21 protein-coding genes and 1 other RNA gene are annotated in these 17168 nt (G+C 63.8%); 8 read left to right on the top strand and 14 right to left on the bottom strand.

The window, feature by feature from the left end; genetic code table 11:
- Nucleotides 1-120: 120 nt before the first annotated feature.
- Nucleotides 121-1560, bottom strand: coding sequence for a M48 family metalloprotease (locus tag FLQ44_RS14805; RefSeq protein WP_147695019.1), 1440 nt, complete (start codon nt 1558-1560; stop codon nt 121-123).
- Nucleotides 1561-1689: 129 nt separating this feature from the next.
- On the bottom strand, nt 1690-2028 hold the full coding sequence (locus FLQ44_RS14800) for an ArsR/SmtB family transcription factor (RefSeq protein ID WP_147695018.1): 339 nt from the start codon (nt 2026-2028) through the stop codon (nt 1690-1692).
- A 388-nt stretch (nt 2029-2416) separates the two neighbouring features.
- On the opposite strand from FLQ44_RS14800, the gene FLQ44_RS14795 reads away from it, so the two are divergent.
- The 8 genes from FLQ44_RS14795 (at nt 2417) to FLQ44_RS14760 (ending at nt 7839) form a co-directional block, all read left to right on the top strand.
- Nucleotides 2417-3409 (top strand): DUF2804 domain-containing protein, encoded by a 993-nt coding sequence (locus FLQ44_RS14795; RefSeq protein ID WP_147695017.1) that lies wholly within the window; start codon nt 2417-2419, stop codon nt 3407-3409.
- Nucleotides 3403-3840: a GNAT family N-acetyltransferase gene (locus tag FLQ44_RS14790; protein WP_147695016.1), complete on the top strand. Its 438-nt coding sequence runs from the start codon at nt 3403-3405 to the stop codon at nt 3838-3840. The genes FLQ44_RS14795 and FLQ44_RS14790 overlap by 7 nt, the downstream gene beginning before the upstream one ends.
- 197 nt (nt 3841-4037) lie before the next feature.
- Entirely contained in the window at nt 4038-4601 is a 564-nt protein-coding gene (locus FLQ44_RS14785; RefSeq protein ID WP_147688237.1) for a beta-class carbonic anhydrase, read from the top strand.
- Nucleotides 4585-5244 carry a nicotinate-nucleotide adenylyltransferase gene (gene nadD / locus FLQ44_RS14780; protein ID WP_147695015.1) on the top strand — a complete coding sequence of 220 codons (660 nt, stop codon included), beginning with the start codon at nt 4585-4587 and terminating at the stop codon, nt 5242-5244. Before FLQ44_RS14785 ends, nadD begins: the two co-directional genes overlap by 17 nt.
- A gap of 122 nt (nt 5245-5366) precedes the next feature.
- Nucleotides 5367-5738, top strand: coding sequence for a ribosome silencing factor (gene rsfS / locus FLQ44_RS14775; RefSeq protein WP_017507585.1), 372 nt, complete (start codon nt 5367-5369; stop codon nt 5736-5738).
- A gap of 73 nt (nt 5739-5811) precedes the next feature.
- A complete protein-coding gene (gene rlmH, locus FLQ44_RS14770; RefSeq protein ID WP_147688240.1) occupies nt 5812-6282 on the top strand; it encodes a 23S rRNA (pseudouridine(1915)-N(3))-methyltransferase RlmH in 471 nt (156 codons plus the stop codon).
- 93 nt (nt 6283-6375) lie between these two features.
- Entirely contained in the window at nt 6376-6888 is a 513-nt protein-coding gene (locus tag FLQ44_RS14765) for a YcnI family copper-binding membrane protein (protein WP_147695014.1), read from the top strand.
- 231 nt (nt 6889-7119) lie between these two features.
- Entirely contained in the window at nt 7120-7839 is a 720-nt protein-coding gene (locus FLQ44_RS14760; RefSeq protein WP_147695013.1) for a lytic transglycosylase domain-containing protein, read from the top strand.
- A gap of 64 nt (nt 7840-7903) precedes the next feature.
- On the opposite strand, the gene holA is transcribed toward FLQ44_RS14760, so the two are convergent.
- From holA to cobU, 12 genes are all read right to left on the bottom strand, one after another.
- A complete protein-coding gene (gene holA, locus FLQ44_RS14755; protein WP_147695012.1) occupies nt 7904-8917 on the bottom strand; it encodes a DNA polymerase III subunit delta in 1014 nt (337 codons plus the stop codon).
- Entirely contained in the window at nt 8898-9425 is a 528-nt protein-coding gene (locus tag FLQ44_RS14750) for an LPS-assembly lipoprotein LptE (RefSeq protein ID WP_147695011.1), read from the bottom strand. The genes holA and FLQ44_RS14750 overlap by 20 nt, the downstream gene beginning before the upstream one ends.
- An 83-nt stretch (nt 9426-9508) precedes the next feature.
- The gene (gene leuS / locus FLQ44_RS14745; protein WP_147695010.1) at nt 9509-12124 is read right to left on the bottom strand and encodes a leucine--tRNA ligase; all 2616 of its coding nucleotides are present in this window, start codon (nt 12122-12124) and stop codon (nt 9509-9511) included.
- 539 nt (nt 12125-12663) lie between these two features.
- Nucleotides 12664-13053 (bottom strand): hypothetical protein, encoded by a 390-nt coding sequence (locus FLQ44_RS14740; protein ID WP_147695009.1) that lies wholly within the window; start codon nt 13051-13053, stop codon nt 12664-12666.
- Between the two features lie 11 nt (nt 13054-13064).
- Complete coding sequence (locus FLQ44_RS14735; protein WP_147695008.1) at nt 13065-13877, bottom strand: sulfite exporter TauE/SafE family protein; 813 nt, start codon at nt 13875-13877, stop codon at nt 13065-13067.
- Nucleotides 13877-14335: an EVE domain-containing protein gene (locus tag FLQ44_RS14730; RefSeq protein WP_147695007.1), complete on the bottom strand. Its 459-nt coding sequence runs from the start codon at nt 14333-14335 to the stop codon at nt 13877-13879. Before FLQ44_RS14730 ends, FLQ44_RS14735 begins: the two co-directional genes overlap by 1 nt.
- Nucleotides 14336-14361: 26 nt before the next feature.
- Nucleotides 14362-14955 carry a 5-formyltetrahydrofolate cyclo-ligase gene (locus tag FLQ44_RS14725; RefSeq protein ID WP_147695006.1) on the bottom strand — a complete coding sequence of 198 codons (594 nt, stop codon included), beginning with the start codon at nt 14953-14955 and terminating at the stop codon, nt 14362-14364.
- Nucleotides 14956-14982: 27 nt separating this feature from the next.
- Nucleotides 14983-15166: non-coding RNA, 6S RNA (gene ssrS / locus FLQ44_RS14720), on the bottom strand.
- Nucleotides 15167-15181: 15 nt separating this feature from the next.
- Nucleotides 15182-15499 (bottom strand): cell division protein ZapA, encoded by a 318-nt coding sequence (locus tag FLQ44_RS14715; RefSeq protein WP_017507599.1) that lies wholly within the window; start codon nt 15497-15499, stop codon nt 15182-15184.
- Nucleotides 15496-15699: a hypothetical protein gene (locus tag FLQ44_RS14710; protein WP_017507600.1), complete on the bottom strand. Its 204-nt coding sequence runs from the start codon at nt 15697-15699 to the stop codon at nt 15496-15498. Before FLQ44_RS14710 ends, FLQ44_RS14715 begins: the two co-directional genes overlap by 4 nt.
- A gap of 21 nt (nt 15700-15720) precedes the next feature.
- Complete coding sequence (locus tag FLQ44_RS14705; RefSeq protein WP_147695005.1) at nt 15721-16593, bottom strand: cobalamin-binding protein; 873 nt, start codon at nt 16591-16593, stop codon at nt 15721-15723.
- Nucleotides 16590-17123, bottom strand: a complete 534-nt coding sequence (cobU, locus tag FLQ44_RS14700) for a bifunctional adenosylcobinamide kinase/adenosylcobinamide-phosphate guanylyltransferase (protein ID WP_147695004.1) — start codon at nt 17121-17123, stop codon at nt 16590-16592. Before cobU ends, FLQ44_RS14705 begins: the two co-directional genes overlap by 4 nt.
- Nucleotides 17124-17168 lie beyond the last annotated feature (45 nt).

The raw sequence follows: 17168 nt of genomic DNA, 5'->3' as shown, positions 1-17168 counted from the left end.
GATTGCCGTGTGCCAGCGTCATGTTGTCATAACACTACGCCGGGCGCAGCTGGCGGGCTTTTGCCCGGTACAGTGCATCGCGCGGAAAAATGGCAGGGGAAATACCGCCGTCTCGCGTGCTCAGCGGGCGGGTTTCAACAGGATATCGAGCTCCCGCAGCCGGGCCTCGATAGAGGAGCGCAGATAGAAGTCGTCACCACGCGCCTGGCTGGCTAGCTGGTACTGCACACGTGCGGAATCGAACTTTTGTTCGAAAAAGAACGCATTGCCCAGCGCGGCATGGTAGCGCAAGGCGTCGGCCTCGCCGTAGCTACGGGCCGACAGCCGCCACAGCTGGGCATCGTCGCCGTAGCGCAGCAGCGCAGCATCAATAGCCTGTCGGGCATCGCTGCCACGGCCGGCCTGCAGCAGGGTGTCGATTTCGGCCAGGCGCAGGGCACGGCGGGCCGGCCAGGTTTGCAAGGCCTGGTGGTAGGTCTGGATGGCAGCAGGCAGGTTGGCCGCAGCACGCTGGATATCGCCCTCCAGCAGCAGTACCGACGGGTGGCTGCCCAGCTGCTGGCGTACCGCAGGCAACAATGCCTGGGCTGCTACGGTTTGCCCCAGTGCCAACAGGGCGCGGGCCTGGCCGTACAGCATGGCGCCCCGGTTTAGATAGCGGCCGCTGGCCAGTGCCGTCTGGTAATAGGCCAGCGCGTCCTGCGCCCCCAGAGTGACGATACGCAGCTTTTCACGCATCAGGACAAAATCGGCACTGTTGGCGCGCATTTTTACCGGGTAGCTTTGCGCGCGGCTCTGGCCTTCGCTGATGCGCTCGCCGGTGAGCGGGTGCGTACGTAAAAAACCCAGTGCATTGTTATCGTTATGGCGCTGCTCTTGTTGCAGGCGCTCGAAAAACGCCGGCATGGCGCGCGGGTCGAAACCGGCTGCCGCCAGGTACTGCATGCCCAGGCGGTCGGCTTCGCGTTCGAAATCGCGGCTGTAGGCCAGCTGCTGGCTGATGGACAGGCCAACCCCGGCGTTCAGTGCGCCAAAGGTGGCATCGCTATTGCCGCTACGCGACGCGGCCAACGCACCTGCCAGCACCGCGGCCAGCAGCCACAGCTGGTTCTTGCCTTTGTTTTCCTGCATGCGCGCCAGATGGCGCTGGGTAACGTGGGCGATTTCATGCGCCAGCACCGAGGCCACCTCGCCTTCACTTTGCGCCACCATCAACAAGCCGCTATGCACGCCGATGACGCCGCCGGGCAGGGCAAAGGCATTGATGCTGCGGTCGTTCACGGTAAAGAAGCTGAAGCTAAGCAAAGGTGCCTGTGCGGTGGCAGCCAGGCTGCCCCCCAGGTCGGCCAGGTAGTCGCCCACTTCGGCATCGTCTATCACGTCGCCATCGTCGCGCAGGCTACGCAGGATATCGCGGCCGATGCGGTTTTCCTCGGCTTGGGGCAAGGCGGATTCGGCCACCGTACCCAGGTTGGGCAGGTCATGGGCGGTAGTGGGGGCAGCGGGCCAGATCAGGGCCAGCGAGGTCGCCAGGGCGACAAGACGGGGGCGCAAAGTCATGCAGCTATGATAGAGCGCCTGAGTGATAAGTTGCACGCGCAATCCGTTGCTGCATGCCCTGCCACGGCAAAACGCCAGCCCGGAACGGGCTGGCGTAGCGTACACATGCAGGCATAGGCTCATGCGCTGCTACGCGGCACTGGAGGGCCGCTCGCTGACAGCAGCTTCCTGCTGGGCGCCGCAATACAGGCCGTAGAGTGTTTCCAGAATCGCCATGGCTTCCTGGCTGGCCACGCGGTAATAGATCCATTTGCCTTCGCGCCGTGTGCTCACCAGCGACTCGTTGCGCAGCACGCCCAGCTGCTGCGACAAGGTAGGCTGGCGGATGCCGGTGAGCTTTTCCAGCTCGGAAACCGTGCGCTCGCCGGCAACCAGTTGGCACAACAACAGCAACCGGTCCTGATTGGCCAGGCTTTTCAGCAGGCTGGCGGCACGGTTTGCGTTATCGTGCAACACAGTCAAATCCATGTGGTGACCCCCTATAGTGTGTTTTGCATACTTTGGCAGAGCACAAATATTATGTATTTATTGATAGTGTAAAACAGGTACCTTGCCAACACCATCTTGCTGCCCACCTGTTTACTCCCGGCCGCCTACGCACACCGGTAGCACCAGGCACAATGTAACAAATTATGGCAAAGCCCCGCACCTGGCTTTCACCGTACGCTACCGGGCACCTGCGCATGCGGTCAGGCCCGGTGTCGCAAGGCGGCAACACGCCGAGCCTGCCAGCGCTAGCTATTGCGGCCAACGTGCAAGCTTTGGCGGCCAACATGCCGGCATCGTGCGCAGCAGGGGCAATGTGCGCTAGACTCGAGTGTCTTTTTACACATGGGCGGCAGTCCGCCCCGGCCTGATGGCAACCAGCTCACTCCCCCCGGCACCGGCGCGCCTGGTACACGAACGCGGCATACCCGCTTTTGGTACTTATCAGGGCGTGGTGGCCCAGCTTTCCTGGCAAGCCCTGCGCATGCCGGCCATCAGGCAACTGCTGCGCCCGCTGCACCACAAGCGCTGGCAATACGCGGCGCTGGCCCACGAGCATTACTTTATCGGCGTGGCCGTGGTGGATGTGGGCTGGATCAGCAGTGCCTTTGCCTACGTGTTTGACCGCCGCCAGCGTACCCTGCTGGCCAGCTTTAGCGCAGATGGCCTGCCCCTGCTGGCCACGCAAATCGAAAACCGCGTCTTTGGCGACGCCACCTTCCGGCGCGGCAAACAGCGCATCGCCTTTCGCCGGGCAGACAACCGCATCGAGCTCACCATCAATACCGCGGCGCTGAAGTTGGCCGCACATATTGCCCTGCCCATGCCAGAGCAAACCCTGGCCGTGATCGCCCCGGCCAACTGGCAGGCGCACGCCACCCATAAAAGCAGTGCCCTGGCGGTAAGCGGTTTTGCCGAGTGCGCTGGCGAGCGCTTGTCTCTGGATGGCGCCATCGCCAGCCTGGATGCCTCCAACGGCCTGCTGGCGCGCGAAACCAGCTGGCGCTGGGCCAGCGCGCACAGCCCCGCGCTAGGCTTCAACCTGCAAGCCGGCTATATGGGCGATGCAGAAAACGCCATCTGGCTGGATGGCGAGCTGCTGGCCGCCGGCCCTGCCCACTTCCGCTACGATGCGGCCAACCCGCTGGCCCCCTGGCACATCCATACCGATGATGGTGCGGTAGACCTGCAGTTCTACCCCGAGGGCGCACGTGGCGAAAACAAAGACCTGTTCATTGCCGCCAGCCGCTATATCCAGCCCATCGGCACCTTTACAGGCACCCTCATCCACCCCGACAGCGGCCGCGCCTATGCGGTAAACCAGCTGGTAGGCGTTACCGAAGACCACTACGCCAAATGGTAAACCTGCGCCCCGCCCGCCCCGACGATGTCGCCGCCCTTGCCCCGCTCTGCAGCGAGCTGGGCTACCCCGCCAGCACCGAACAGCTGGCCCCCAGGTTGGCCGCACTGCTGTCCCAGCCGGCCACCCATCTGCTGCTGGTCGCCGAAAACGCCAGCGGCCTGTGCGGCTGGATACACGGCTACATCCGCCCGCTGCTGGAATCGGACCCGGCGCTGGAAATCGGCGGCCTGGTGGTGGCCGAGCGGGTGCGCGGCCACGGCATCGGCGCCCTGCTGCTCACCGCCGCCGAAACCTGGGCGCGCCAGCAAGGCGTGGCACAGGTCACCGTGCGCAGCCAGGAACATCGCACCGAAGCACACCGTTTCTACCAGCGCCAGGGCTACCAGGTGGCCAAGCGCCAGCTATGCCTGCGCAAGGCGCTGGCAGCATGAAGTGCCACCTCGTGGTAGCATGACGCCCGCCATATATAGAGCAAACATACCAACATCCCGTAGCGGCAGCCGCCATCCGCGGCCTGCCACGTGCTGCAACACGGCCACCCACCTGCTGGCCGTGGCGCGAACCAAGCCAGCCACCCGGCGTCGCCCGCCCCGCGCCTGCCCCGGTGGCTGTCACACTGGAGACCCCGATGGGACTGCTGAATAGCCTGCTGGAGCACAACCGTGCCTTCGTTGAAGCGCGCGAGTACGAACAATTCGAAACCGACAAATTCCCCGATAAAAACCTGGCCGTACTGGCCTGCATGGACGCGCGCCTGGTAGAGCTGCTGCCCAAGGCCATGGGCCTGAAAAACGGCGACGCCAAACTGATCAAAAACGCTGGCGCGCTGGTTACCCACCAGTGGGGTTCGGTGATGCGCAGCCTGCTGGTAGCGGTATACGAGCTGCGTGCTGAAGAAATCTGCGTAGTAGCCCACCACGACTGCGGCATGCGCGCCATCGACCCCGCCCGCATTCTGGCCAATGCCCAGGAGCGCGGCGTCAGCGCCGACACCATCACCACCCTGCGCGGCGCCGGCATCGACCTGGACGCCTGGCTGAAGGGTTTTGACAATGTGCACGACAGCGTGCGCCACACCGTGCACACCATCCGCAACCACCCGCTGATGCCCAAAGACATCCCGGTACACGGCCTGGTGATTCACCCTGCCACCGGCCAGCTCGACCTGATCGTGGATGGCTACGCCAACTGAGCACCCGCCGTGCTGCGTGGGCGTGTTTGGCGGCACCTTCGACCCCATCCACGCGGCGCACCTGCGCATGGCCGACGCGTTCTGGCAGCAATGCGCGCTCACGCGCCTGCACCTGATCCCCGCCGGCCAGCCCTACCACCGCCAGCAAGGCCCCGCCGCCAGCGCCGCCCAGCGCCTGGCCATGGTGCAGCTGGCCATTGCCGGCCGGCCCGGCTGGCTGGCCGACGGCCGCGAAGTACAGCGCGCCCGCCACGCCTATACCATTGAAACACTGGAAGAAATCCGCGCCGAGCTGCCCGCCGCGTGCACGCTGTGGTTTCTGGTAGGCGGCGATTCGCTGGAAAAACTGCACACCTGGCACCGCTGGCGCGAACTGCTGCAGCTCGCCAGCCTGGCCGTAGCCGCCCGCCCGGGCTTTGACCCTGGCCGCCTGCACCCCGATATCGCCAGCCTGTGGCAGGCCGCGCAAGTATCTGATTTTTCAAACAGCGCGCCTTCCGGTACAATCCGCGCCCTGACCTTGCCACCCGTCCCCCTCTCTGCCACCGAACTGCGAGCCCGTCTCGCCAGTGGCAGCGACTGCAGCGGGCTGATTGCCAAGCCGGTACTGGCCTATATCCGCCAGCACCAGCTATACCGGTAGACGGTGGCAGGCTATGAATTGCACGTGCCGCCGTCCCGCGGCCGTTTGCTCTTTACGGGACCTCTGTTGGCACCGGACGCTGACGTGACATTACGTCCCCGACACACTACTCAAGGAATACCATGCAAGTTCAAGACATCGCCAAGCTGGCTGTAGAAGCCCTGGAAGACGTAAAAGGTAAAGATATCGTCGAGCTGGACACCACCCAGCTGACCTCGCTGTTTGCACGCCTGATCGTGTGCACCGGCGACTCCAATCGTCAGGTCAAAGCCCTGGCCAATAACGTCGCCGTGACCCTGAAAGAAAAAGGCATCGACCTGGTGGGTACCGAAGGCCACGAAAGCGGCGAATGGGTCCTGGTAGACGCCGGCGACGTGGTGATCCACGTGATGCTGCCAGCGGTACGCGACTACTACGATATCGAAGCACTGTGGGGCGGCGAAAAGCCATCCTTCGTGCCGGTAGGCGGCCGCCCGTGGAACGCTGCCGTCTAAGCTAGGCCCGTGCAGTAAACCGTTGGCCGCAGCCCCGCAAGGCGCTGCGGCCAACCTTTTTGGGGACGCACCCATGAAAATCACCCTGCTAGCCGTCGGCAGCAAGATGCCGCGCTGGGTAGACGACGCCTTTGGCGACTACGCCAAACGCTTTGGCCGCGACATCCAGTTCGAGCTCAAAGAAATCAAGCCGGAAAAACGCGGCGGCGGCGTGACCGCCGAAAAAGGCATTGCCGCCGAGCACGAGCGCATCGTGGCGGCCATACCGCCGCGCAGCAAGCTGGTCATCCTGGACGAGCGCGGCAAAAACTGGACATCGGTACAGCTGGCTGGCGCCATGAAAGACTGGATGGCCGGCGGCGACGACATCTGCATCGTTATCGGCGGGGCCGACGGCCTGTCGCAGCCACTGAAAGCCCGCGCCGACATCATGCTGCAGCTGTCTGCCATGACCCTGCCACACGGCATGGTGCGTGTGCTGCTGGCCGAGCAGCTGTATCGGGCGTATTCCATCCTGAATAACCACCCTTACCACCGCGAATAGCACGGCGCGCACTGCGACAATTTGCCACATGGGCAGCCACGGGGTGCGTGGCTACACTGCCACGCCATATCCCCGACTGATGGCATGCATCCCATGAAAGCTTTCCTGCTCGCCCCGCTTCTGGCGCTGGCCACCCTGCCCGCCCTGGCCCATGTATCACTGGAAACCCAGCAGGCGGTTGCCGGCAGCGGCTACAAAGCCGTACTGCGCGTACCGCATGGCTGCGATGGCAGCCCCACCACCAGCGTGCGCGTGCTGCTGCCGGCAGGTTTCCGCCTGGCCAAACCCATGCCCAAAGCAGGCTGGCAGCTGGCTACCGTCAAAAAAGCCGTGGTGCCTTTCGATAACCATGGCACCACCGTGCGTGAGGACGTAAGCGAAATCGAATGGCGTGGCGGCAACCTACCCGACGATTTCTATGACGAGTTCGTCTTCCGCGGCACCCTGCCTGCGCAGGCTGGCGAAACTGCCTGGTTTAAAGTGGTACAAAAATGCGTGCGCGGTGAAACCCGCTGGGACGAGATTCCAGCGGCCGACAGCAAGCCGGCCAAACCGGCTACCGGGGTAAAACTGACCCCGCCAGCCAGCCCGGCGCATAGCCACTAAGCTGGCCGCAAGGTGACAAAAAAGGGTGCTGCGGCACCCTTTTGCCTTTTTTTTAGGCAAAAAAATTTTGCCAGCCCAGCACCCCGCAAAGCCAGCTATAGCAAGCTTTAAGCCATAAGAATCACCCTGCATTACACACTCGGCTTTGATAAATTCACGCAAAAACTGGAAATTACCCAAGAGAATCAGTACCATGCATGTTCCGCCCGCAAGGGCATTGGTTCTTTACTCATGACTATACGACCGATACTGGCCGGGCTGATCGCCTTTGCCACCCTGCCTGCGGCTTGGGCCGACAGCTGGAGTGATATCCAAACCGATCACGCTTTAGGCCTTTACCGCGAGCTGGATGACGCCATTGCGCCGGGCTTGGGTACCAAGCTAAACCCGGAGGCAGTACCGCCTTTCCGTAAGCCCCCGGCCGTCAAAGCCATCAAAGCGCTCGATATCCCGGTAGTGAAAGCGCCATCGTACAATGCGCGCCAGGCTGCCACTTTCAACAAATTGATCGCAAAAGTTGCCCGCGAGCAAAAAGTCGATCCCCAGCTGCTGCACGCCATCATTGCGGTGGAATCGGGCTACGACCCGGAAGCCCTGTCGCCCAAAGGCGCACAAGGCCTGATGCAGCTGATGCCGCAAACTGCCGCCCGCTTTGGCGCCAGCAACCCGGCAGACCCGCTGGACAACCTGCGAGCCGGTGCGCGCTATGTGCGCTTCCTGCTGACCGCGTTCAAGCAGGACATGCCCCTGGTTATCGCCGCCTACAATGCCGGCGAGGGCAGTGTCAGCAAATACCGCAACAGTATCCCGCCCTACCCGGAAACCCGGATGTACGTGGCCAAGGTACTGGCTTCCTACGAGAAGCGTACAGGCCAGAGCCTGCTATCTGCGGCAACCGCCACCGTGGGTGGCCGGGTACACGTGACCTTCCCGGCGGATACCCCGCTGTAAACCCGCTTGCGCCATGCGCAACAAAAAAGCCGGATCGCAAGATCCGGCTTTTTTATTTTCTGCTTTAGCGTGCCGCCAGGCTCGCGGCCAACCTTTTCAGGCTGTGCCAAGCGTCGCCTTGTTCTACCCCTTTTATCTGGCGGTCTATGCGCGCGCAGGCAGCCAGTGCGTCGGTCAGGCGGCGTGGGCCAATGCGCTGTACCGCCGGCGTAGCCAGCTTTTGTTTGTCGCCCCACAGGCGCAGCTCGCCGGCCATGTCGCGCACCTGGCGGCCTTCTTTCAGGCCACGGCCCAGCTTGATCAGCATGCGCACGTCTTCGGTAAACGACCACAACACCAGCACCGGGGCCTCGCCTTCTGCTTCCAGCCCGTCCAGCATGCGGGTGGCGCGGGCGGTATCGCCTGCCAGCCAGCTTTCGGACAGGTGGAATACGTCAAAGCGCGCCACGTTGGCCACCGCATCGCGGATATCGGCCAGGCTCAGCTCGCCCTTGGGGTAGAGCAAGGCCAGCTTGTCGATTTCCTGCTTGGCCGCCAGCAAGTTGCCCTCTACGCGGTCGGCAAAGAACGCTGCGCTATCGTGCGCCACGCTCTGGCCCTGGGCTTTCAGGCGGCGGCTGATCCACGCGGGCAGATCGTTACGGTTTACCGGGCGGGCTTCTACCAGTACGGCGTGCTTTTCCAGCGCGACGAACCATTTGGCTTTTTGCTGGGTTTTGTCCAGCTTGGGCAGCTGGATCAGTGTGATGGTGTCTTGCGGCGGGTTGGCGGCCAACTGTTGCAGTGCCTCGGCACCCTCCACGCCCGGCTTGCCGCCGGGGATGCGGATTTCCAGCAGCTTGAGGCTGGCAAACAGGGACACGCTGCTCATGGCATCGCGCAGGCGCGACCAGTCAAAATAGCCGCCTTCCACCGTCAGCACTTCGCGCTCCAGATAGCCGGCCTGGCGCGCGGTGGCACGCAGGCTGTCGGCCGCCTCCAGCGCCAGCAGTGCTTCCTCGCCATACACCACGTACAGTGGCGCCAGCGGGCTGCGCGCCAGCTGGTCTTTCAGGGCGTCAGGGCTGAGGGCTGGCATGGGCAGGCTTGGCAGGCGTGACCGCCGGCAGGTAGGACAGGCGGCGCACCAGCTGTTCGGCAGCGTCGCGGCGCATATCGGCCCACAGCAGGGCTTCTTCGCGCTCTTTACCCAGCACCGCGGCGTCGCTATAGCTCAGCTCGCGGCGCACCACCACCGACATGGCCTCGGGGGCGTCGTCAGTCAGGCGCTGCACGGTGGCGTTCACACGATAAATCAGCAGGTATTCGTTGACCTTACCGCCACGGTTAATGGTGAGAATATCCTTGCGGCTTTCTTCATCCACCACGCGCAGCGTAGCCTGGGCCTGGCTGTCCAGCAGCGTCAGGCGGCCATCGCGCTGTAGCGCCAGGCGCAGGGCTTCGTCCAGCGAGCCGGTGCTTTGCAGGCTCAGGCTACTAAACGACAGCGGCGCAAGCGGGGCAGACATGCCGCGCAGGTGAAAGCCGCAGCCCGCCAGCAGGCTGATACCCAAAGCCAGAACAGCACAGTGCAAAGTTCGCTTCATGGCGTGTTACCGATAAAAACGGCGCGGGCCAGGCCGCGCCGTGTACCCGCCCCGACAGGGTGTGTCGGGGCGCGGGTACGGGTTTAAACCACGATGTTGACCAGGCGGCCAGGCACCACGATGATCTTCTTGGCCGGCTTGCCTTCCATGAACTTGATCACGTTTTCGTGCGCCAGCGCAGCGGCTTCGATCACGTCTTTGCCGGCGTCGGCGGCCACGGTCACGCTGCCACGCAGCTTGCCGCATACCTGCACCATCAGTTCGATCTCGCTCTTCACCAGCGCGCTCTCGTCTACCTGCGGCCAGGCCTGGGCCAGCAGCTCGGTACCCGGTTTCAGGGCGCTCCAGATAGCGTCGGTGACGTGCGGCACGATAGGCGACAGTAGGATGGTGGCGGCTTCCAGCACTTCTTGCGCCACGGCGCGGCCAACGTCACCGCTGGTATCGGCCTTGTCGTAGGTGTTCAGCAGCTCCATCACGGCGGCGATGGCGGTGTTGAACTGCAGGCGGCGGCCGTAGTCGTCGGCCACTTTTTGGATGGTGCTGTGCAGCTTGAAGCGCAGCTCTTTCTGGCTGGCGTTCAGCTCGCCCGCACTGTACGGGGCGGTGATGCCGGCGGCCACGTGCTCGCGGCTCAGCTTCCACAGGCGTTTCAGGAAGCGGAACGCGCCTTCCACACCGGCGTCGGACCATTCCAGGCTCTGCTCTGGCGGGGCGGCAAACATCATGAACAGGCGCGCGGTGTCGGCACCGTAGTTTTCGATGAATTCCTGCGGGTCCACGCCGTTGTTCTTGGACTTGGACATCTTCTCCACGCCGCCCACCACTACCGGCAGGCCGTCTACGCGGTGGGTTGCGCCAATGATCTTGCCCTTGGCGTCGCGCTCCAGCACCACGTCTTGCGGCGCGATCCAGTCCTTGCTGCCGTTAGGCAGGTCGCGGTAGAAGGTTTCGCAGATCACCATGCCCTGGGTCAGCAGGCTCTTGAACGGCTCGTCGCTGTCTACCAGGCCTTCGTCGCGCATCAGCTTGTGGAAGAAGCGTGCGTACAGCAGGTGCAGGATGGCGTGTTCGATACCGCCCACGTACTGGTCTACCTGCAGCCAGTAGTTGGCCGCAGCCTTGTCCAGCATGGCGGTGTCGCACTGCGGGCTGGCGTAGCGGGCGTAGTACCAGCTGGACTCCACGAAGGTGTCCATGGTGTCGGTTTCGCGCTTTGCGGCACCGCCACATGTCGGGCAGGTGGTTTCGTAGAAGGCCGGCATCTTGGCCAGCGGGCTACCGGCGCCATCGGGAATCACGTCCTCCGGCAGTACTACCGGCAGGTCTTTTTCCGGCACCGGCACGTCGCCGCAGCTCGGGCAGTGGATGACAGGAATCGGGCAGCCCCAGTAGCGCTGGCGGCTGATACCCCAATCGCGCAGGCGGTACTGGGTTTTCTTGGCGCCGGCGGATTTGGCTTCCAGGTCGGCCACGATGGCGTCGAAGGCAGCCGCAAAGGCCAGGCCGTCGTACTTGCCGCTATTGCGGGTGATCAGGCCTTCCTTGGCGCCGTACCAGTCTTGCCAGGTGGTGGCGTCGAAGTTGTCTTCGCCGGCAGCCGGGGCGTATACCTGGGTAATCGGCAGACTGTACTTGTTGGCAAACTCGAAGTCGCGCTCGTCGTGTGCCGGTACGGCCATCACAGCGCCTTCGCCGTAGCCCCACAGCACGTAGTTGGCAATCCATACCGGCAGCTTGGCGCCGGTGAGCGGGTGTACCACGAACAGGCCGGTGTCCACGCCTTTCTTTTCCATCTTGGCGACATCAGCCTCGGCCACGGAGCCGGCCTTGCATTCGGCGATAAACGCCTGCAGCGCAGGGTTGGCCGCAGCGGCCTGGGTGGCCAGCGGGTGCTCGGCAGCCACCGCCACGTAGGTGGCGCCCATCAGGGTATCCGGGCGGGTGGTATATACCTTCATTTCGCCGGCGTGGCCGATGCTGTCTACATCGTAGGCAAAGGACACGTCGGAGCCGAAGCTCTTGCCGATCCAGTTGCGCTGCATGGTTTTCACCTGTTCTGGCCAGCCGTCCAGCTTGTCCAGGTCATTCAGCAGCTCGTCAGCGTACTTAGTGATGGCGAAGTAATACATCGGAATTTCGCGCTTTTCCACCAGCGCGCCAGAGCGCCAGCCACGGCCATCTACTACCTGCTCGTTGGCCAATACGGTCTGGTCTACCGGGTCCCAGTTCACCACGCCGTTTTTCTTGTAGATGATGCCCTTCTGGAACAGGCGGGTGAACAGCCATTGCTCCCAGCGGTAGTAGTCGGGCTTGCAGGTAGCCAGCTCGCGCTCCCAGTCCAGGGCAAAGCCCAGGCTGTCCAGCTGCTTTTTCATGTAGTCGATGTTGGCGTAGGTCCACGCGGCCGGTGCGCCACCGTTTTTCATGGCGGCGTTTTCTGCCGGCAGGCCAAAAGCGTCCCAGCCCATGGGCTGCAGCACATTGAAGCCTTGCGCGCGTTTGAAGCGGGCCAGCACGTCGGTAATGGTGTAGTTACGCACATGGCCCATGTGCAGCTTGCCGGACGGGTAAGGGAACATCGACAAGGCGTAGTACTTGGGGCGGGTGCTGTCTTCCACGGCCTTGAAGGCCGCGGTTTTTTGCCATTTCTGCTGGGCGGCGGCTTCAAGCTCGCGCGGGCTGTATTGTTCTTGCATGGGGATCTCTTGGCGCAAAAAAGCGTGAAAATTCAATCGGGACATTATAACGACGCAGGCTGCCAGTGCCTACACGGCAGCTGGCAGCCTGGCGAAAAAGACCGGCCGGCGCACAGGACGCGTTTAGGGGCTAATGCCAGTCAGTTAACGCTGATTGGCATTTTTTGGCTGGCGGTTTGTTGTGTTAAGGCGGCTTGCGAGTCCGCTATGCGGACGATGCTTACATGCCGGTTCCGCCCGGCAGACGGGAAAGGGGGCGGATTGCCGCCCCCTTTTCATTCCCCCGCAACCCGGGGCTGCTCGAAACCCCATTCAAAATGGCACGCCCCAGGCGCCGCCGAACTCGCCCCTCGCTAACGGCTCGGGGCTCAAACAAATCGGCGTCTTGCGCGTGCGAATCTTCGATTCGCTCAGCACAACCCTGGGGCACACCATTTTGACCGGCTCGCGCCAACGGGATGGGGCGCAGACCAACATGTTGGCTGTTAGCCAAGATAGTGATTCCCACTAGTCAAGCGCTTAACTGACTGGCATTAGCGTTAGGGGCAGGGCTTGCGCTGCCAGCCTTGCGGCCCGCGGTAGCAGCGCTGCTCGGCCAGCTGGCGGGTAACGTACCAGCGGCTGTCGGCACCGCGGATCAGCTGCAGCGACCAGCGCCGCGCGCGCACGCTGTCGTCCAGCAAGCCATCCTGCTGGATGCTCACGCTGACGCGGTCGAACGATTCCGGCTGGCTGCGCTGGCTGATGCGCAGGCGGGCGTACTCGAACTGGCCGTCACGCCCCATATCCGGCGCCAGATAAGCCATGGCCACCTGTACCGGCAGCTCGCCGGGCTGGCCGGTGTACAACGGGCCGTTTTCGGCGGCGGCGGTACTGGCCGCCCCTGCGGCCAACCCTGCCAGCAGCCACGCGGTCAACATGCGCTTCATCGTGTGTCCTTTCAGCTATGGCGCAGCAGCGTCCACAGCATTTCGCTGGCCATCACCACCATCAGCACGGCGAAGGCCTTTTTCAGTTTGGCCACCGGCAGCGTATGCGCGGCGCGGGCGCCCAGCGGCGCGCACAGCACCGTCATCAGCATCAGCGCCGCCATGGCCGGCAAATAGATAAAGCCCAGGCTGCCCCACGGCAAGCCCGCCACACCCCAGCCACTGGACAGGTAGCCCAGCGCACCGGATACCGCAATCGGCCAGCCCAGCGCAGCGCTGGTGGCAATAGCGGTGTGTACCGGCACATTGCACCAGCTCATGAACGGTACGCTCATGGAGCCACCGCCGATGCCCACCCAGCTGGAGACCATGCCGATCACGCCACCGGCCGCGCTTTTGCCTGCCAGGCCCGGCATATTGCGGCTGGCTGGCGGCTTGGCACCCAGAAACATTTGTGCGCCAATCACATAGGCGTATACCACAAAAAACCACTTTAGCCCGTTGCTGGGGATGTACCCGGCCAGCAGGCTGCCAGCAAAGGTACCCAGCACCATGGCCGGGGCCATGCCACGCACGATGCCCCAGCTTACCGCGCCCTTTTTATGGTGCTCGCGCACGCTGGCCACGCTGGTAAACACCATCACCGCCAGCGAAGTGCCCACGGCCAGGTGTTGTACATAATTGCCGCCCAGCCCGGCGGCCTCCAGCACGCCCACCACCACCGGCACAATCACCAGGCCGCCGCCCACACCGAGCAAGCCCGCCAAAAAACCGGCAATGGCGCCAAAACCCAACAGTACGGCAAACATCGTTAAAGACAGCATCAGAGAACGTGCTCCTGCAGATAGGCCCATTGCTCGGGCGTGACGGGGGTAATGGACAAACGGTTGCCGCGCGCCAGCACGGTCATGTCGTGCAGCGCGGCATGCTGGCGCAGCTCGGTGGGCGACACCAGCCGTGTGCGACGCACGAAGCGCACGTCTACACATTGCCAGCGCGGCTTGTCGGGGTGGGATTTGGGGTCGAAATACGGGCTGGCCGGGTCAAACTGGCTGGGGTCGTCGTGCGCTGGCGCCACCACCTCGGCGATACCGGCAATGCCCGGCTCGGGGCAGGACGAATGCCAGAACAGCAGCAAGTCGCCCGGCTGCATCTGGTCGCGCATGAAGTTGCGCGCCTGGTAGTTGCGCACGCCGGTCCACACAAAGTGGTGCTGCGGCTGGGCTTGCAGGTGCTGGATGCCCACGTCGTCGGGCTCGGATTTCATTAGCCAGTAGGCCATGGGGTGTCCTTTCGCGCGCACTGCGCTCAGGCAAAGCGGTGCAAGCCGCTTTCGGTCAGCAGGTAATCGAGGCGCACGTCCCACGGCTCGCGCGGCACGCGGGCCACGCGCTGGCAGTCGTACGCCACGCCTACCAGCAGCGGCTTGCCATAACGCGGGTGGCGGCGGCGAAAAGCCAGCGTGCTGTCGTAGAAACCGCCACCCTGCCCCATGCGGTAGCCGTCGGCGTCGATACCCAGCAGCGGCACGAACAGCACATCCAGCCGCTCGGCGCGCAGCTGCGGGCCAGCGTATTCGGCAATGCCGTAGCGCGGGTGGGTATACCAAAGGTTGGCCGCACCCAGGCGCGCAAACCACAGCCGGCGGCCGCGCTGCGGAATCACTGGCAGGTACAGCGCAGCACCACGGGCGCGGGCGGTGGCCATCAGCGGTGCCATGTCCAGCTCGCTGCCAGCGGCAATATAGGCACCCAGGTGTTTGCCACGGCGCAACAAGCGCGAGGCATGGCGCGCCATGGCACGCGCCGCCTGCTGGCGGTAAGCACGTGGCAGGGCCATGCGGGCGCGGCGCAGGGTTTTGCGCAGCAGGGCCTTGTCGCTGGGCGGGTCGGCGCGGGTCATGGGGTGGCTAACAGGGGAAAACGGGGGGAGTCCCCCGCGAGTGTCGATCCGGCAAAATTCGCTTGTACCCTGTTTCCAGGGTGGTCGCCCGCCCGTTGCTTCGGGCACATCCGGCTAAGGGACGCGGCACACCTGCAACCATGGCTAGCAACCGTAGCGAACGCATTGGTACAAAGGAATTTGGGAGCCTTCTCGAACACCGCAGGGGGTAGACGGATGTTCTGTACTACGAGAGCAGGCCTTGCTGGCCGGCGCTTAGCGCCTGGTCTGCTGCCTCGCTCATACTGCGTATTTTACGCTGGATTGCGGCCATCTCCAAGCCACCATCGCCTACTTTCACTTTCAACAGATCGTGAGCAATGTTCAGCGCAGCCATAATGGCTACCTTATCGGTATCCATCACGCGGCCAGTGGCCTGAATACTATCGATTTTTTCACCCAGCAGGCGCACAGCCTGCTCCAGTGTTTCGCGCTCTTCTGCCGGGGTGCCAATGGAAAAATGGCGGCCCAGCAGGGTGACATCCACCTGAACCACGTCGCTCATGCTTCTTCCTCCTTCGGCAAGCGGTCAATCAGCAGGGTAACGCGGTGGCGCGTTTCTTCCAGATTGAACTTCATCTCGGCGTTTTCACGCATGGCTTCGGCCAGCGCCGAGGCAAAGCGGCTGTTTTGGGTTTCCAGCTCGTGAATGCGCGCAATCAGCGCAGCGACACGGCCTTCCAGATATTCGAGTTCGTGTTCCATGGCGGCGAGAATAGCCAAGCGCTACGGGGGCGTCAAACCCAGCTTGCGCCTGGCATGGTCCAGAGTGGTACAGAGTTGTTCGGCAGCCCCGGCCAGACGCGGGCCCGGGCGGCTTATCGTGTCCTGATCCAGGGTAAGTTGCAAGCCTTGCGCTACCGCCGGCAGCTGCGGCCAACGTTGCCAACGGGCATGGTTGGCCGCATTAAACGCCAGCATCAGCTGTGGCCGCGCCAGCACCACGGCCTCGATACTGACCTGCGGCGCAGGCAGGGCGGCGTCGGCAAACACATTGTGGCCACCGCACAGGGTAATGAGCGAGCCCAGAAAGCTGTGCTTGCTGACGGTAAAAATGGGGATGTCGCCTATTTGCATAAACACCGACACCGGCGCGCTGCGGCGGTAGCGCTGCTGCAGGCTGGCGATGCGGCGCGCAAACGCCGCGGCCTGTGCCTCGGCCTGGGCGGCGTGGCCGGTAAGCTGGCCCAGGTCGCGCATCTCGCGCGGGATATCCGCCAGCTGCAGCGGCGCGCTGATGTACACCGGCAAGCCCATCTCGCGCAGCTTTTGCACGGTACGCGGGTTGCCGCCGTCGCGCCAGGCCACGATCAGGTCCGGCTGTTGTTGCAGGATGGCTTCAATGCTCAGACCGCTATAGCCGCCAACGCGGGGCAGCTGGCGGGCCGCGGGCGGGTAGTCGCTGTAATCCACCGCCGCCACCAGCTGGCTACCGGCGCCAATGGCGTACAGGTTCTCCACCGCGTGCGGCACCAGCGCCACCACACGGCGGGCGGGTGCGGGCAGCACCACGCTATTGCCCTGCGCATCGCGTACCGACACCGCCGCCAGCGCCGGGGCGGCCAGCAGGGCTGCGGCACACCACAGCAGCCGCCTCATGCTGCGCCTTTCAATACCAAAGGTTGGCCGCAGGCTACCAGAGTCACGCGCTGGCACACCTGGGCAATATCCTGATTCAGGCGGCCCAGCTCGTCTACAAAATGGCGGGTTTCCGCGCCCAGCGGCACCACGCCCCAGCCTACTTCGTTGCTCACCAGCACCACAGAAGCAGGCGGTGCGGCCAACACGGCCAGCAAGATACTGCGCTGCTGCTGCCAGGCGGCGGCGTCGAACTGGCCGTGCTCGTCAAAAAAGCGCATCAGCCACATGCCCAGGCAGTCCACCAGCACCAGGCTACCTGGCGCGGCGTGCTGCAGTGCCTCGCCCAGGTGGCGGCCAACCTCGGCCAGGCCCCAGTGCGCCGGGCGGCGCGCCTGGTGGTGGGCGATACGCTCGGCAAACGCCGCGTCGCTACGGCGCTCGGCGGTGGCGACGTAGCATACGGCGCCGGCGTGCTGCAGCGCCAGGCTTTCGGCGTAGCGGCTTTTGCCGCTGCGGGCACCGCCGCTGATCAGGTGGGTAGTGGTCATGCTGTGTCTGCTTTCAATAAAAACGGCCCGCCCGGCAAGGGCGAG

This window comes from Vogesella mureinivorans (assembly GCF_007644035.1).
Classification (GTDB): Bacteria; Pseudomonadota; Gammaproteobacteria; order Burkholderiales; family Chromobacteriaceae; genus Vogesella; species Vogesella mureinivorans.
Note: the sequence above shows the minus strand (reverse complement) of the source record. Positions and strands in the feature narration are given on the sequence as shown.

Excerpts from the sequence above, each read along its gene's own strand:
- FLQ44_RS14785 (WP_147688237.1), top strand. The coding sequence starts at position 4,038 with ATGGGACTGCTGAATAGCCTGCTGGAGCACAACCGTGCCTTCGTTGAA.
- FLQ44_RS14740 (WP_147695009.1), bottom strand. The coding sequence starts at position 13,053 with ATGAAGCGCATGTTGACCGCGTGGCTGCTGGCAGGGTTGGCCGCAGGG.
- FLQ44_RS14760 (WP_147695013.1), top strand. The coding sequence starts at position 7,120 with ATGACTATACGACCGATACTGGCCGGGCTGATCGCCTTTGCCACCCTG.
- FLQ44_RS14725 (WP_147695006.1), bottom strand. The coding sequence starts at position 14,955 with ATGACCCGCGCCGACCCGCCCAGCGACAAGGCCCTGCTGCGCAAAACC.
- FLQ44_RS14715 (WP_017507599.1), bottom strand. The coding sequence starts at position 15,499 with ATGAGCGACGTGGTTCAGGTGGATGTCACCCTGCTGGGCCGCCATTTT.
- FLQ44_RS14710 (WP_017507600.1), bottom strand. The coding sequence starts at position 15,699 with ATGGAACACGAACTCGAATATCTGGAAGGCCGTGTCGCTGCGCTGATT.
- leuS (WP_147695010.1), bottom strand. The coding sequence starts at position 12,124 with ATGCAAGAACAATACAGCCCGCGCGAGCTTGAAGCCGCCGCCCAGCAG.
- FLQ44_RS14735 (WP_147695008.1), bottom strand. The coding sequence starts at position 13,877 with ATGCTGTCTTTAACGATGTTTGCCGTACTGTTGGGTTTTGGCGCCATT.
- cobU (WP_147695004.1), bottom strand. The coding sequence starts at position 17,123 with ATGACCACTACCCACCTGATCAGCGGCGGTGCCCGCAGCGGCAAAAGC.
- FLQ44_RS14750 (WP_147695011.1), bottom strand. The coding sequence starts at position 9,425 with ATGAAGCGAACTTTGCACTGTGCTGTTCTGGCTTTGGGTATCAGCCTG.
- FLQ44_RS14805 (WP_147695019.1), bottom strand. The coding sequence starts at position 1,560 with ATGACTTTGCGCCCCCGTCTTGTCGCCCTGGCGACCTCGCTGGCCCTG.
- FLQ44_RS14730 (WP_147695007.1), bottom strand. The coding sequence starts at position 14,335 with ATGGCCTACTGGCTAATGAAATCCGAGCCCGACGACGTGGGCATCCAG.
- holA (WP_147695012.1), bottom strand. The coding sequence starts at position 8,917 with ATGCCAGCCCTCAGCCCTGACGCCCTGAAAGACCAGCTGGCGCGCAGC.
- FLQ44_RS14765 (WP_147695014.1), top strand. The coding sequence starts at position 6,376 with ATGAAAGCTTTCCTGCTCGCCCCGCTTCTGGCGCTGGCCACCCTGCCC.
- FLQ44_RS14800 (WP_147695018.1), bottom strand. The coding sequence starts at position 2,028 with ATGGATTTGACTGTGTTGCACGATAACGCAAACCGTGCCGCCAGCCTG.
- rsfS (WP_017507585.1), top strand. The coding sequence starts at position 5,367 with ATGCAAGTTCAAGACATCGCCAAGCTGGCTGTAGAAGCCCTGGAAGAC.
- FLQ44_RS14795 (WP_147695017.1), top strand. The coding sequence starts at position 2,417 with ATGGCAACCAGCTCACTCCCCCCGGCACCGGCGCGCCTGGTACACGAA.
- FLQ44_RS14705 (WP_147695005.1), bottom strand. The coding sequence starts at position 16,593 with ATGAGGCGGCTGCTGTGGTGTGCCGCAGCCCTGCTGGCCGCCCCGGCG.
- nadD (WP_147695015.1), top strand. The coding sequence starts at position 4,585 with ATGGCTACGCCAACTGAGCACCCGCCGTGCTGCGTGGGCGTGTTTGGC.
- FLQ44_RS14790 (WP_147695016.1), top strand. The coding sequence starts at position 3,403 with ATGGTAAACCTGCGCCCCGCCCGCCCCGACGATGTCGCCGCCCTTGCC.
- rlmH (WP_147688240.1), top strand. The coding sequence starts at position 5,812 with ATGAAAATCACCCTGCTAGCCGTCGGCAGCAAGATGCCGCGCTGGGTA.